The organism is Streptomyces sp. NPDC007088 (assembly GCF_042869355.1).
Classification (GTDB): domain Bacteria; phylum Actinomycetota; class Actinomycetes; order Streptomycetales; family Streptomycetaceae; genus Streptomyces.
The window spans coordinates 194498-207816 of sequence record NZ_JBIAFO010000011.1 but is presented as its reverse complement, the minus strand read 5'-3'; the positions used below and the strand labels follow the sequence as shown (position 1 = coordinate 207816).

Here is a 13319-nt window from a genome sequence, read left to right as displayed (position 1 = left end):
TGTCAGCGTCCACCGGCCCGGCCCCCGCCGGGGCCCGAGGGCCCGTCCGGGCCCCGCGCGCCGTCCCCCGGGGCGGCACCGCGCGCGAGCAGGGCCCGCACGAGCCGCTCGTCCTCGGCGGACAGCGAGGTGACGAAGCTCGTGAGGACGGCGTCCCGGTCGTGCTCCCCGTCCAGCAGCCGCCGCATCCGCCGCGCGGCGAGCCCCGCCTCGTCGGCGACGGCGTACCACAGGAACGAGCGCCCGCGCCGCTCCCTGGTCACCGCGTCCTTGGAGCGCAGCCGGGTGAGGATCGTCATGACGGTCGTGTACGCCAGGGAGCCGCCGACCCGCTCCCGCACCCACGCGGCCGTCACCGGCTCCCGCGCCGAGTGCAGGACGGCGAGGATCTGCGCCTCCAGCTCCCCCTGCCCGCGCCGCCTCGGCGCGCCCGCGCCGCCGGGCCCGCTCGCCTCGTCGGTCATCCCGCACCTCCCGCTGCGCCCGGCGTTCCCGCCCGTTCCGTACGGCCGTCCTTGTACGACCGCGTCACCGGCCGTCTCCGTACGGCGTTCTCGCACGTCGTCCCGTACGGTGCCGCCCGGCCGGAAGCCTCGCGGCCCTCCCGTGATCGTACCGAGCGCGACCGCCGCCGCCCCGCTCACAGCCGGGGCCCGCCGCCCCCGCCCCCGTAACTTCTACAGTCATGTAGTTTTCAAGGAGGCGGGTTCGCACACGCGCCCGCCTCGCCACACCAGGAGGTAGAGCCCATGGGAGTCTCGCTGGCCAAGGGCGGCAACGTCTCGCTCTCCAAGGAGGCCCCCGGCCTGACGGCCGTGACCATCGGCCTCGGCTGGGACGTCCGTACGACGACCGGCACCGACTACGACCTCGACGCCAGCGCGCTGCTGTGCGGGGCGGACGGCAAGGTCCTCTCGGACGCCCACTTCGTCTTCTACAACAACCTCAACAGCCCCGACGGCTCGGTACGGCACACCGGGGACAACCTCACGGGCGAGGGCGAGGGGGACGACGAGTCGATCGAGATCGACCTCAGCACCGTGCCCGCCGAGGTCGACAAGATCGTCTTCCCGGTCTCGATCCACGACGCCGAGGCGCGCGGCCAGAGCTTCGGCCAGGTACGCAACGCCTTCATCCGCGTCGTGAACCGGGCGGGCGGGGCGGAACTGGCCCGCTACGACCTGTCCGAGGACGCCTCGACCGAGACCGCGATGGTCTTCGGCGAGGTCTACCGGCACGGCGCCGAGTGGAAGTTCCGCGCCGTGGGCCAGGGCTACGCCTCGGGCCTCGCCGGGATCGCCGCCGACTTCGGCGTCAACGTCTGAGCCGCCGCGCACCTCGCGCAGGAGGAGGGGCCCGCGATCCGGCGACCGGATCGCGGGCCCCTCCTCATGCCGGACTCGCGGGGCGGACAGACCCGAGAGGCCGAAACGCCGGACTCGCGGAGCGGACTGACCTCAGAGGTCGAACTCGTGCGGCGGCAGGTCGAGGGCGAAGCACGCCTCGCGCACGACGGCCTGCTCGGTCTTGTCGAAGTCACCGTCGGCGCCGCCGATGACGATGCCGATCTGCACGACGGCGCGGGCCTCGGCCGGCTTCTTCTTGGCCTTGGCGATCTCCTGGAGCACGCTGACCTTGCCGAAGGCGAAGTCCGCGGTGAGCTTGTCGAGGTTGGCCTCGAAACGACGGCGCAGGTCGTCGGCCGGGAAGTTCTGCAGGACCTCGTTGGTGCCGATGAGCTGGGCCACCCGCTGCCGCTCCGAGGGGTCGATGCTGCCGTCGGCGGCGGCGACCAGCGCGCACATCGCCATGCTCGCGTCCCGGAAGGCGCCGCTCTTCAGGTCGTTCTTCTTCGCCACGAGCTGCGTCTGCATCGTCTGGGCGGAATCCTTGATGCGATCCCACAGGGCCATGAGAACTCCGAATCTCGTTCATCTGCGCCGGTGCCACCGGAGCGTCAACGCCCGCGCCACCAGCTTTTATCTACAGAAGTGTAGAAGCTACCAGGGCCCGTGCGACCCTCTCCCCCCAACGGATGAACCCGGGGAAAAGATCCCGCCACTCCCGCGCCGCGCCCCCGCGCACGCCGAGGGCCCGGCACCGCTCCGGTGGAGCGGTGCCGGGCCCTCGGGCACGCGATGCGGGGCGCCCTGCGGGCGCGCGGCGGCGTCGGTCAGCGGTTGCCCGCGCCGTTGCCGGACAGGATCGGGAGGTCCTCCAGGAGGTGCGACAGCGGCTCGTCGCCCTTGACCTGCGAGGAGTTCTCGGTGCACTGCTGGTTCTGCGGCGAGGACAGGACGTTGACGTCCTGGACCGTGATCGGCACCAGGCCGATGAGCGAACCGGCGTTGACCTTGGCCGGCAGGCCGATGCAGGGCTTGTTCAGCGAACCCTGGACCAGGGCGAGCTGGGGGCTCATGTCGCCGTAGGTCTTCTGGTTGCCGTACGCCTGCTGCGCGCCGTTGCCGGACAGCGTGGTGGCGCCGCCGTCGTTGGCGATGGCCATGGCGGGGGCGGCGACGGAGGCGGTGGCACCGACGACCGAGGCCGCGACTGCGGCGGTTGCCCACAGCTTCTTCATGTGATGTCCCCTTTCGAGAGCGGACCCCGACGGTGGGATCTCAGCCCGCCCAACCCGCCGCCCCGCTCCCGGGTGACGGCCCGCCACCCGAATGGCCCAGCCGGACCGCACGTCCGGGGGCGACCCGGGCGCAGGCCGTTACCCCGGGACGTACGGCGGACGGTCCGCCCGGACGGGCGCGCGGGCGTCCCCGGACGGGCGCGCGGGCGTCCCCGGGACCGGCGACGCGCGGAATTCTCCCTTTCGCCCCGCGCCGGGCGGTAAACGGTGGACCCTGGGGGTGACGGCCTGGACACGGGGCGAGTCTGTCGACGATGAGGAAGCATGACGGAATCTGAATCCAGAGGCGGATGGAAACGACAGGGCTTCATTCCGGTCAGCCGGCAGTCCTCCGACCAGGCCCCGCCACCGACACGGCCGGCCCGCTCCCCCGCGACCGCGCCACCGCCCCCCGTCACCCGGGAGCCCGGCCCGTACGCCGCCCCGCCGCCCTCCGTACCGCCCCCGCCGGGATACGGCGCCCAGCGGCCGGACCCGGCGCCCGACGCGGACACCGAGCCGGAGTTCGCCCGGCTGTGGGAGCAGTGGACCGCCGAGGGGCGTACGGTCCCCGGGCGGCCCGACCCCGAGTGGAACGCGCTGGCCCGCCGCAGCCCCTGGCCGCGCTGAGCGCGCCCGGAACGAGGAACGCGCGGGGGCCGGGCGGGCCACACACACGAGGACCGCCACCCCTGGCCGGAGCGGCGGTCCTCGGTGGTGCCGCGCGCGGGGCGCGGCGGGGTCGGGTCAGCGGTTGCCCGCGCCGTTCCCGGAGAGGATCGGGAGGTCCTCCAGGAGGTGCGACAGCGGCTCGTCGCCCTTGACCTGCGAGGAGTTCTCGGTGCACTGCTGGTTCTGCGGGGAGGACAGGACGTTGACGTCCTGGACCGTGATCGGCACCAGGCCGATGAGCGAACCGGCGTTGACCTTGGCCGGCAGGCCGATGCAGGGCTTGTTCAGCGAACCCTGGATGAGCGCCATCTGCGGGCTCATGTTGCCGTAGGTGGCCTGGTTGCCGTACGCCTGCTGCGCGCCGTTGCCGGACAGCGTGGTGGCGCCGCCGTCGTTGGCGACGGCCATGGCGGGGGCGGCGGCGGCCGCACCGACGCCGACCAGGGAGGCGGCGACGGCCGCGGCGGACATTGCCTTCTTGAACACGAGTGTTCCCTTTCGATACGGGCCCCGTCCCGGAGCAGCCTGGTAACTCGGCGGGCCGGGGTGGAGTTGTGGGCGTTCACCCGTACGAGCGAGCCGCCCGGCCCCCGGGCCCCCTCAGGCGCGGCGGCCGGTGCGCTCCGGGCGGTTCGGACGGCGGTGCAGGTGGAGGAAGGACAACCGGGTCAGCGTCTCCACGGACTGCTCGCGCCCCGCGCCGGTCGCCGCCGTCAGCGGCTTCGGGGCGCCCCGCTCGGGTTCGGACTCCTGGAACAGGTCCGCGTCCTCGGGCGCGACGCGCCACGACAGCCGGCCCGCCGCCGTGTCCACGTGCACCGCCGACCAGCCCCGCGCGTCCGGCGCCGCGACGCTCCCCGCGTGCAGCCGCAGCACGTAGGCGATCAGGCCCGCCCGGTCCCGCTGCACCGAGTCGAGTTCGGCGTGCAGTTCGGCGAGCCGGTCCACGAGCCGCAGTTCCCGATCGCTCCAGGCCCGGCCGGTGCGCCGGCGCCCCGCGGCCTCCTCGCGCGCCCGCGCCGGGGCGGCCTTCGTCGAGGCGGCCCGGGAAGCCGCCGTAGGGGCCGCCTTGGAGACCGTTGTGGGGGCCGCCGCCTTGGAGGCCGTCGCGGAGGCCGCCCGGGAGACCGTCCCGGCGGCCGTCCGGGAGACCGTCCCGGCGGCCGTCCGTCCCGTTCCCGGCCGCGACCGCTGCCCGCCGCGACGGGACGAGGACGTGGCCGTCGTCGCGGCGGCGGACTTCCCGGCGGACCGCTCGGCCGGCTTCCCGGCGGACCGCGCGGCCGGCTTCCCCGCGGTCTTCCCCGCGGTCTTCGCGGCGGTCTTCCCGGCGGTCCTCGCGGTGGAGGCGGCCGGGGACTTGGCCGGGGGCCGGGCGGTGCCCGCCGGGGAGGCGCTCGCGGATCTGCCGGATCTGCCGGGGGCCACCGGCCTGGCGGACTTGCGGGCTTTGGCGGGCTTCGCGGGCGGGGCGGCCGGGGACTTCGCCCGGGACTTCGCCGTGGCCCCCGCCAGTGTCCTGGTCACGGTCCTGGCCGCGGACCCGCCTGGCGACCTGCCCGACGAGCCGCCCGCCGTTCCGCCCGGGGGCCGGGCCGGGGACTTGGCGGGGGGCCTGGCCGACGCGGGCGCCGTGTCCGGGGTCCTCTCGGCCGTCCTGCCGCGGGCCGGGCGGGCGGTCTTCTGCACGGCGGTACGCGTGGCCATCACGGATTCCTCCCTGAGCGATGAAGAGAACGGGAACTGCCGTGAAGTGCGGCGGAGCCGAATCAAGGCAGTTGAGATGATAAACAACTGACTGACAAGCAGATCAGGAACACCACGCCGAGGGCACTCCGAAATCCTTGCGAATCCAGCGGAAAACTCACGCTGAACGAGTGAAACGGCGCGAGCGGCGAAACCAATGCGCCCCGAGTCAGTTGCCCATGTCGCAGCCCGGCACGGCAGTTCCGCCGGGTCTGTCCCTGCTCGCCCCCACCCCGCCTCGGCACGTCTTCGAAGTTCTCCGAACGTCTAGGACATGAGACCGGGCGTCTCAGAACGGGAATTCACATGATCAAGAAGGTTATGGCCGCCGCCGCCACCGCGGCCTCGGTCGTCGGCATCATCGGTATGGCCGCCCCCGCCATGGCCGTCGCCGACGACGGCGGTGCCACCACGCTGTCCGGCAACGGCGCCAAGAGCGCGTTCGGCAACGCCGCCACCAAGGGCGACCAGAGCCCGCAGCTGTCCCTGGTCCAGGGCACGCTGAACAAGCCCTGCATCGGCCTGCCCGTCAAGGCCAACCTGGGCTCCCTCATCGGCCTGGTGCCGGTCACGGTCCAGGACGTCAACGTCCTGTCCTCCCCGCAGAACCAGCAGTGCACCGAGAACTCCTCGCAGGTCAAGGGCGACGAGCCGCTGTCGCACATCCTGGAGGACATCCCGGTCCTCTCGGGCAACGGCGTGGGCAACTGAGGCCACCAGCGCCTCACCGGCCGCCGGCCCCCACCCCCGCCAGGGGTGTCGGCCGGCGGTCCGGTCCCTCCCTCCGGCCACCGGCTCCCCCCACCGGGCCCCGCCTTCCCCGGGAAACCATTCCCGGCGGTCTCCTCGGCGACGGGACGGTGGTTTTCCTCTTCCCGGATTCCCCGGCCGCTTCTCCAGCGCTTCCGTACGAATCCGTGCGGGCCGTTCGGAAAAGCAGACCGGCCACCCGGTAGATAAGTAATTTCGAAGTTTTTTCACGTTTATCGTACGCGGGCGACCGTGTTCCCACGCTGTTCGAGTGAATACCCCCGGACGGTTGTGCGCGCGGGGGTTTCCTCCGCCGGGCGCCGTCGTTGACAGAGCACGCCGGACCGGGTGACGCGTTCCCGGCCGCGGTGCGGCCGGGGTGCGGCACTTCGCTCCGGACCGGCGCCCGACAGCTGTCAGACCGTAAGGAAAGGAACCACCATGCAGCTCAAGAAGTCCGCCGTGATCGTCGCCGGTGCCCTCATGACCGCCGGCCTCGCCTCCCCCGCGTTCGCCGACGCCGGTGCCGAGGGCGCCGCGATCGGTTCGCCGGGTGTCCTCTCGGGCAACATCCTCCAGGTCCCGGTGCACATCCCGCTGAACGTCTGCGGCAACACCGTCGACATCATCGGCCTGCTGAACCCCTCGTTCGGCAACACCTGCGTGAACGCCTGAGTCAGGCGCCACGTCCGGCCCGCTGAGCGGCCGGCACCCCTGCCGGCCCCGGAACGCCCTCCGCGTTCCGGGGCCGGCGCCCGCTCCCAGCAGGAAGACTCGTCATGCGCCACGCCCTGAGCAAGGGAATGCTGGTCACCGCAGCCGCGGCGTCCGGCATCCTGTCCCTGAACGGTTCCCCCGCCTTCGCCGCCTCGGCGGACTCGGCGGCGACGAACTCCCCGGGCATCCTCTCGGGGAACAACGTCCAGGCATCGGTGGACGTCCCGGTCAACGTGTGCGGCAACAGCGTGAACGTCGCGGGCGTCGGCAACCCCGCCTTCGCCAACGGCTGCGCGAACGACGGGAACGGCGCGAACGGCGGGAACGGCGCGCGGGCCGGGAGCGGCGACAACGGCGGGACCCGGCCGAGCGGGCCGGGCCGGGAGAGCGGCCGGGACGACGGCCGGGCGGCCGCCCCCGAGCGCGCGGCACCGAAGCACGCGGCGCCCCGGCACGCGGCGCGCTCCGCGTCCGGCCCCGCCTCCGGCCCCGAGTCCCCGTCCGGGCACCCGGAGACCCGCGAGTACCGCGGCCGTCACGCGGCGCCCCGGCAGCAGGAGCGCGCCCCGCGGGCGTACGCCCCGCACGCCGGGCACCCGGGCGGTTCGGCCGCCCGGGGCGCGGCCGTCGGTTCGCCCGGGGTGCTGTCCGGAAATCTGCTCCAGGCCCCCGTCGACGTACCGGTCAACCTGTGCGGGAACACGGTCGACGTGATCGCGCTGCTCAACCCGGTGTTCGGCAACGCGTGCGCCAACGCGCCGAAGCCGCGGCCCCCGCACCACCACGCTCCGCACCACGCCACTCCGCACCACCCCGCCCCGCGTCCGTCCGCCCCGCGGGGGCCCGCGCCGCAGGAAGGGGAGGACGGCGACTTCAGCTGGTTCGCCCACTTCGGCAGCGAGGAGGGCCCGGCCGCGCGGACCGCCGCGCGCACCCCGTCCCGGGCCGTGGCCGCGCCGCCGCGCCTCGCCGAGACCGGCGCGGGCGCGGGGGTGCTGCTCGCCGGGGCCGCGAGCGCGGCGCTGCTGACCGGTGGCGCGATCCTGTACCGGCGCGGGTCCCGGACGACCCGCCGGTAAGGTCGCGGGCGTCGTGGTCCGCGGCCGGCGCAGGCGCCGCGCGGTCCGCGAGCCCCGACCGACGCGAGAAGCAGAAACCGGTGATCAGGCCCCGTGGACCCAGGCGCCCCCCAGGACCCAGTGGACCCGAAGGACCCGGTGGGCGGGCCTCCCGCCGCCGCCACGCGCCCGCCTGAGAGCGCCTCCGACCGCCCGCGCCCCGCACGTCTTCCTCCCGTGCGGGGCGCGGTGCGTGCCGTGGTGGTCCTCGTGGCCGTGCGCGCGCTGGGCCTCGGGACGCTCGCCGGGTGGGCGGCTCTTGAGGGGCGCGGCGCGCACAAGGTGCTCGCCGCCCGCTGGGACTCGCTGTGGTACGTGCGGGTCGTCGAGCACGGCTACTCCTTCACACTGACGGCGCCGGACGGCCGGGTGCTGTCCGACATGGCCTTCTTCCCGCTGCTGCCGTGGCTGGAGGGGGGCCTGTCCGCCGTCACGGGGCTCGCCCCGGGGGACGCCGGGCTCGTGGTCAGCGCGCTCGCCGCTCCGGCCGCGGCCTGGGCGGTGTACCTGATCGCGGGTTCGCTGTACGGGGAGCGGGCCGGGGTGTTCGCGGTGGCGCTGTGGGCGGTGCTGCCGGTGTCGGTCGTGCAGTCGATGGCGTACAGCGAGTCGCTGTTCACGGCGCTCGCGGCCTGGGCGCTGTGGTGCGTCCTGCGGGAACGCTGGGTCCTGGCCGGGCTGTTCGCCTCGGCCGCCGGGCTGACCCGGCCGGTGGGTCTCGCGGTGGCGCTCGCCGTGTGGGTGGGCGTGGCGCTCGCCGTGCGCGCCGGGCGGGGCTCTTGGCGCGCGGCGGCCGGAGCGGTGCTCGCCCCGCTGGGCGCGGGCGGCTACGTCCTGTGGGCGGGCCTGAGCGCGGGTCACGGCCCGCTGGGCTACCTGTCGGTGCAGGGCGACTGGGGCAACGGCTTCGACGGCGGGCTCGCCTTCGCGCGTTTCGTGGGCGGACTGCTGGCCGGCCCGGGGTTCGCGGGCGGCCTCGGCCTGGTCGTGGGCGTCGCGCTGCTGGTGTGGCTGTACGTGCGCGGGGCGCGGCAGGGGCAGCCGTGGCCGCTGCTCGCGTACACGGGGGTCGTTCTGCTTCTCGCGCTGTGCACGTCCGGGTACTTCGGCTCGAAGCCGCGTCTGATGGTCCCCGCGTTTCCGGTACTGTTCCCGCTCGCCCTCGCGCTGGACCGCTTGCGGCCGGCGCGGGCCGCGTACGCCGTGGTGACGGCGGCTGCGCTGGTCGCCGCGGGCTACGGGGCGTTCTGGCTGCTCGGTTCGGGTCCGCCGTAAGCAGCCGGAACGCCCCGTTCCGCGGGGGGTGTCAGCCTCGGGGCGACCGCGCCGGGGTGCCGGTCCGGGCGGCCGCCGGGCGCGGGAGGGCGGGGGCGAGCGGCGGCGGTCCCGAGCGCAGCCGGGTACGGACCCCGCGCACGAGCCGGCCGGCCGTGTAGCCGGCGCCGAGCACGAAGCGCATCGAGGGGCCGAAGGAGGCCGCGGTGAGCAGCCCCGCCATGAACAGGCCGGGCACCGAGGACTCGAAACCGGGGCCGACCTCGGGGGAGCCGTCCTCGGCGCTGGTGAGGAGCCGGGCGCGGGTCTCCTCGTCGAGCAGGGACAGCCGGGCGGCGGCGGGTGTGAAGCCGGTCGCGGCGATGACGTGGTCGGTGTGCAGGATCTCCGGCCCGGCGGCGTAGGGCGCGCTGACGGCGAGGCGCAGGCGGCCGTGTTCGGGGACGGCCTGCTGGATCTCGCGGTGCAGCAGGACCTCGACGCCGGTCTCGACGCGTTCGCGCAGCCACCAGGCCCCGGCGGGCCCGAGCGCCTCGCGGGCGATCCGGGTCCGGGTGGCGGCGGGCAGGCGGCGGAAGGCGCCGGGCAGTTCGGAGTAGCACCAGTTGCGCCAGCCGCTGCCGAGGCCGCTGTGCGGGGCGCGGGCCGTCTGCCACCACGGGCGTCGCCAGGGCGGCGGGACGGTGTTCCAGGCGAGGCCGGCGGCGCGGGCCAGGACCCGGGTGCGGGTGCCCTGTTCGGCGAGGAGCGCGGCCGTCTCCAGGGCGGCCTGCCCGCCGCCGACGACGGTCACGTCGCGGTTCCTGAACCGGCCGAGGTCGCGGTGGTCGCTGCTGTGCGTCGCGTACGCGCCCTCCAGCGGGGCGAGGACCGGGGGCAGGTCGGTGAAGGGGATGACGCCCACCGCGAGGACGACGGTGCGGGCGAGCAGTGTCCCGCCGTCCTCGGCGCGCAGCCGGAAACCGCCGCCCGCGAGCGCCGACACCTCGCTGATCATCCGTTCGTCGACGCCGTCCGGCACCGTCTGCCGCGCGAACCACAGGCCGTACTCGGCGAAGACCGGGACGGGCAGCGGCTCGCCGTGCCGGGCACTCAGCCCGCGCCGCGCGCAGTAGACGTCAAGGCCGAAGCGGCGCTCGGGGTCGGACAGGTGCGAGGCCCAGGGCTCGGACTTGAGGAACATGCCGGGCGGCATGTGGTCGCGCCACGAGGCCATCGGCCGGCCGAACACGCGCGTGCGCAGCCCGGCCGCGGCGGCGTGCGCGGCGACCGACAGTCCGTAGGGACCCGCGCCCACCACTACGAGGTCGTACATGAGGTGCTGCTCGCTTTCTCGGCGTGTGCGGCTGATGTGGCGGGGGCGGCCGCCGCGGGGGACTCGGCGGGACCGGTACGGACGGGGGACTCGGCGGGAGCGGCGGACTCTGCGGAACCGGTACGGACAGCGGACTCCTCGGGAGCGGCGGACTCGGCGGAACCGGTACGGACGGTGGGCTCGGCGGGACGGGGGCGGGCCGGGGTGCGGCGGGTGCTCGCGCGGCGGGCGAGGTGCAGGGTCCAGGCGAGGGACATCACGAGGGCGGGTACGGGGTCGTCGGCCGCCCACCACGCGCCCTCGCGTCCGCCGCGCCGGCGGGCGTCCCCCGGCCCGCCGGTGGCCGCCGGACCGCCGCCGCCGTCACCGCCGCCGCCTGCGCTGTCTGCGCCGTCGCCGGTGGCCGCCGGGGCCCGCTCCGTGCCCGCGCGGCCCTTGAGCGCGGACAGCAGCGCGTAGGTGCCGACGGTGAAGCGGCGGCCCGGCGCGGGGGCGCGGCCGGGCAGGGGGCGGCCGGTGAGGTCGAGGTGGAGGGCGCGTACGACGTCGAGTCCGCCCCGGTCGGTGAACAGCCGGAACTGGGCGCCGGGGCGCGGGTTGAAGTCCAGCAGGCGGGGCACTCCGCCGGCCGCGTCGATCCGCAGGTCGAGATCGAGGATGCCCCGGTAGCCGAGGGTCTCGACGAGCCGGCGGGCGCTGTCGGCGATCCGCGCGTCGTGCTCCCAGCGCCCTACGGCGGTCAGGCCCGCGCCGGGCGGCCAGGAACGCAGTTTGCGGCCGGTGCCGCCCGCCCGCAGCCGGCCCGCGCGGTCGGCGTAGGCGTGGCAGAACCAGTCGCCGCCGGGGCCCGGTGGCAGGAACTCCTGGAGCAGGAGGGCGCTCCCGGCCTCGGGGGTGCGCTCGTAGAGGGCGGCGGCCTCGCGCGGGGAGCGCAGGAGGGTGGTGGAGCGCAGCCCCCGGCCGGGCGGCAGCAGCCAGGGCTTGCTCCACTTCGCGACGACGGGCCGGCCCAGGCGCCGGGCGGCGGCCTCGGCCTCGGCGGCTCCGCCGGGCCGTACGGTCTTCGGGTACGGGACCCCGGCCTCGGCGCAGACCCCGGCGAGTTCGGCCTTGTCGGCGACGCGGGCGGCGAGTCCCGGCGGCTGCGCGGGGAGCAGGAAGCGGGCGGCCAGCGCCGGGGGCAGCCGGGCCGCCTCGATGGCGCCGAGGTCGTCCATCGGGAGCAGGACGGCGGGGGTGCCGAGCCCGGCCGCCGCCTCGCGCAGGGCGGCGTGCACCCCGAAGGCGCCTGCCGTGACCGAGGGCTGACGGTAGGTCCGCAGCACGTAGCGCGAACGGGCGAGCGGTCCGCGGCCGCCCTCGGCGATCGCGTGGACGGTGACTCCGGCGCGGCCCAGGGAGCGGGCGGCGCCCAACGTGCCGTGGTGGAAGGGGTTGTGGTCGATCCGCAGGAGGAGGGCGGGCACCTCCGGGTCGAGCGCGCACCCCCCGGCGGGGCTCCTTCCGCGTCCCACCGGCGGCTCACCCGGGCGAGGGATCGCTTCGCCGAACGGATTACGCCCTCGATCGGCGCAATAGGAATACATATGAATGCCACCCACCAGACGGACCAGCAATTGGACAATGTCCCAGGAGACGGTGATGACCCAGGAACCCTTCCGGCCACAACACTCCCGGCCCCGCCGGAGAAGACGTGCCGCCCTCGCGGCCGGAATTCTCGCGGCGCTCGCTTGCACCCCCGCCCCTTTCGGTGCGGTCGCCTTCGCGACGGTACCGGCCGCTTCCGCTTCCGCCCCGGAAGGCGGGGGCGGAAACGTCGGGGAATATCGGGCCGCGGGGCCTCTTCCTGTTCCGGGGGAGACGGAGAGGTACCTTCCCGGGCCCGTCTCGGCGACCGTTCCGGCGCCGCCGGACGGACCGGCGGCGGGGACGACAGGACCGACGCCGGGGGCGGCTGCGACGGCGGGGGCGCCCGGCCCGGCCGCCACCCCCGAGCCGGCCGCCACCCCGGACCCGTCCGCGCTGCCCGGCTTCGGCGCGTATCTCGACTACGGGCCGCGCGGCATCGAGCGGATGAGCGGGTTCGCGCGCTGGCTGGGCGGGCGGGAGCCGACCGTCGGGCACACCTACCTGCCGGGGGACGTGTGGGCGAACATCGAGGGGCGGCCCGCCTTCCTCGACGACTGGGCGCGCTGGCGGCGCGCGAAGCCGGAGCGCACCCTCGTCCTCAACGTCCCGATGCTGGACCGGAACGAGGCGCGGTTCCCCGATCAGCTGGTCGCCCGGAAGCTGCGCAAGGGCGCGCGCGGGGAGTACGACGAGCACTACCGCGTCCTGGCCCGCCGGCTCGTGTCCCTCGGGGTGCCGGACACCGTGCTCGTCCTCGGCTGGGAGATGAACGGGACGACGTACGCGCACCGTTGCGGTCCCGATCCCGAGGCGTGGAAGCGGTACTGGAACCGTATTGTCGCCGCGATGCGTTCCGTTCCCGGGCAGCGGTTCCGTTTCGATTTCACTCCGGCCCGGGGAAAGGACGCGATCGGCTGGACGGAGTGCTATCCGGGGGACGACACGGTCGACATCATCGGCATGGATTCCTACGACCAGCCGAAGGACATGGATTTCGACCGGCAGATCTCCGAGCCGTACGGCCTCCAGGACCACGTGGATTTCGCGAGGAAACACGGGAAGCCGGTCTCGTACCCCGAATGGGGGCTTTTCCGCAACGGGGACAATCCGGAGTACATGCGCCGGATGATCGCGTGGATGGACGCGCATCCGCCGCTTTACCAGACCCTTTCCGACTACTGCCCGCACGGCGTGTGGCAGTGCGGGAGCAACCGGGCGGCGGCCGAGGTGTACCGGGCGGCCTTCTCGGCCGGGTCCCGTACGCCGGGTGAGCAGGAGGGCGGGACGGGGCCGGACGGACCCGCCCCGGGGGGCGGGGAGAACCCGGGCTGCGTCCCCGTCGACCTGGGCGGCTGGTTCCAGAGCCGCTTCGGCGGGCGGCTGTGCGTGCGCTTCTCCTGGCTCCCGGGCTGAGCGGGTGCGGGGCGGCACCGCGTACGCGCGGGGCCGCCCTTCCCGCCGTCATCCGCCGGGGGGC

General features: G+C 75.0%; 15 protein-coding genes. 8 read left to right on the top strand and 7 right to left on the bottom strand.

Annotated features, from left to right (window positions below):
- Positions 1-2 precede the first annotated feature (2 nt).
- Positions 3-464, bottom strand: a complete 462-nt coding sequence (locus ACFYMP_RS19580) for a BlaI/MecI/CopY family transcriptional regulator (RefSeq protein WP_388858799.1) — start codon at positions 462-464, stop codon at positions 3-5.
- 285 nt (positions 465-749) lie between these two features.
- Here ACFYMP_RS19580 and ACFYMP_RS19575 point away from each other — a divergent pair, with 285 nt between their 5' ends.
- The gene (locus ACFYMP_RS19575) at positions 750-1325 is read left to right on the top strand and encodes a TerD family protein (protein WP_388858796.1); all 576 of its coding nucleotides are present in this window, start codon (positions 750-752) and stop codon (positions 1323-1325) included.
- A gap of 132 nt (positions 1326-1457) precedes the next feature.
- On the opposite strand, the gene ACFYMP_RS19570 is transcribed toward ACFYMP_RS19575, so the two are convergent.
- Positions 1458-1913: a TerB family tellurite resistance protein gene (locus ACFYMP_RS19570; protein ID WP_363145693.1), complete on the bottom strand. Its 456-nt coding sequence runs from the start codon at positions 1911-1913 to the stop codon at positions 1458-1460.
- 260 nt (positions 1914-2173) lie between these two features.
- Positions 2174-2581, bottom strand: a complete 408-nt coding sequence (locus ACFYMP_RS19565) for a rodlin (protein WP_388858793.1) — start codon at positions 2579-2581, stop codon at positions 2174-2176.
- Positions 2582-2905: 324 nt separating this feature from the next.
- Between ACFYMP_RS19565 and ACFYMP_RS19560 the strand changes: the two genes are divergently transcribed.
- Complete coding sequence (locus tag ACFYMP_RS19560; RefSeq protein ID WP_388858790.1) at positions 2906-3250, top strand: hypothetical protein; 345 nt, start codon at positions 2906-2908, stop codon at positions 3248-3250.
- Between the two features lie 117 nt (positions 3251-3367).
- Here ACFYMP_RS19560 and ACFYMP_RS19555 read toward each other — a convergent pair whose 3' ends face one another.
- Positions 3368-3778, bottom strand: a complete 411-nt coding sequence (locus ACFYMP_RS19555) for a rodlin (RefSeq protein ID WP_388858787.1) — start codon at positions 3776-3778, stop codon at positions 3368-3370.
- A gap of 114 nt (positions 3779-3892) precedes the next feature.
- On the bottom strand, positions 3893-4240 hold the full coding sequence (locus tag ACFYMP_RS19550) for a hypothetical protein (RefSeq protein ID WP_388858784.1): 348 nt from the start codon (positions 4238-4240) through the stop codon (positions 3893-3895).
- Between the two features lie 121 nt (positions 4241-4361).
- Between ACFYMP_RS19550 and ACFYMP_RS19545 the strand changes: the two genes are divergently transcribed.
- From ACFYMP_RS19545 to ACFYMP_RS19525, 5 genes are all read left to right on the top strand, one after another.
- Positions 4362-5090, top strand: a complete 729-nt coding sequence (locus ACFYMP_RS19545) for a hypothetical protein (RefSeq protein WP_388858781.1) — start codon at positions 4362-4364, stop codon at positions 5088-5090.
- Between the two features lie 254 nt (positions 5091-5344).
- Positions 5345-5749 carry a rodlin gene (locus ACFYMP_RS19540; RefSeq protein WP_388858778.1) on the top strand — a complete coding sequence of 135 codons (405 nt, stop codon included), beginning with the start codon at positions 5345-5347 and terminating at the stop codon, positions 5747-5749.
- A 480-nt stretch (positions 5750-6229) separates the two neighbouring features.
- Positions 6230-6463: a chaplin gene (locus tag ACFYMP_RS19535; RefSeq protein WP_388858776.1), complete on the top strand. Its 234-nt coding sequence runs from the start codon at positions 6230-6232 to the stop codon at positions 6461-6463.
- A 104-nt stretch (positions 6464-6567) separates the two neighbouring features.
- Entirely contained in the window at positions 6568-7584 is a 1017-nt protein-coding gene (locus ACFYMP_RS19530; protein ID WP_388858773.1) for a chaplin family protein, read from the top strand.
- 228 nt (positions 7585-7812) lie between these two features.
- Positions 7813-8898, top strand: a complete 1086-nt coding sequence (locus tag ACFYMP_RS19525) for a glycosyltransferase family 39 protein (protein WP_388858770.1) — start codon at positions 7813-7815, stop codon at positions 8896-8898.
- Positions 8899-8929: 31 nt separating this feature from the next.
- Here the strand turns inward: ACFYMP_RS19525 and ACFYMP_RS19520 are convergent, their stop codons facing one another.
- Positions 8930-10213: an FAD-dependent oxidoreductase gene (locus tag ACFYMP_RS19520; RefSeq protein ID WP_388858768.1), complete on the bottom strand. Its 1284-nt coding sequence runs from the start codon at positions 10211-10213 to the stop codon at positions 8930-8932.
- The gene (locus tag ACFYMP_RS19515) at positions 10198-11727 is read right to left on the bottom strand and encodes an ATP-grasp domain-containing protein (protein WP_388858766.1); all 1530 of its coding nucleotides are present in this window, start codon (positions 11725-11727) and stop codon (positions 10198-10200) included. The genes ACFYMP_RS19520 and ACFYMP_RS19515 overlap by 16 nt, the downstream gene beginning before the upstream one ends.
- A gap of 559 nt (positions 11728-12286) precedes the next feature.
- Here ACFYMP_RS19515 and ACFYMP_RS19510 point away from each other — a divergent pair.
- Positions 12287-13255 (top strand): glycoside hydrolase family 26 protein, encoded by a 969-nt coding sequence (locus ACFYMP_RS19510; protein ID WP_388858764.1) that lies wholly within the window; start codon positions 12287-12289, stop codon positions 13253-13255.
- Positions 13256-13319: the final 64 nt, after the last annotated feature.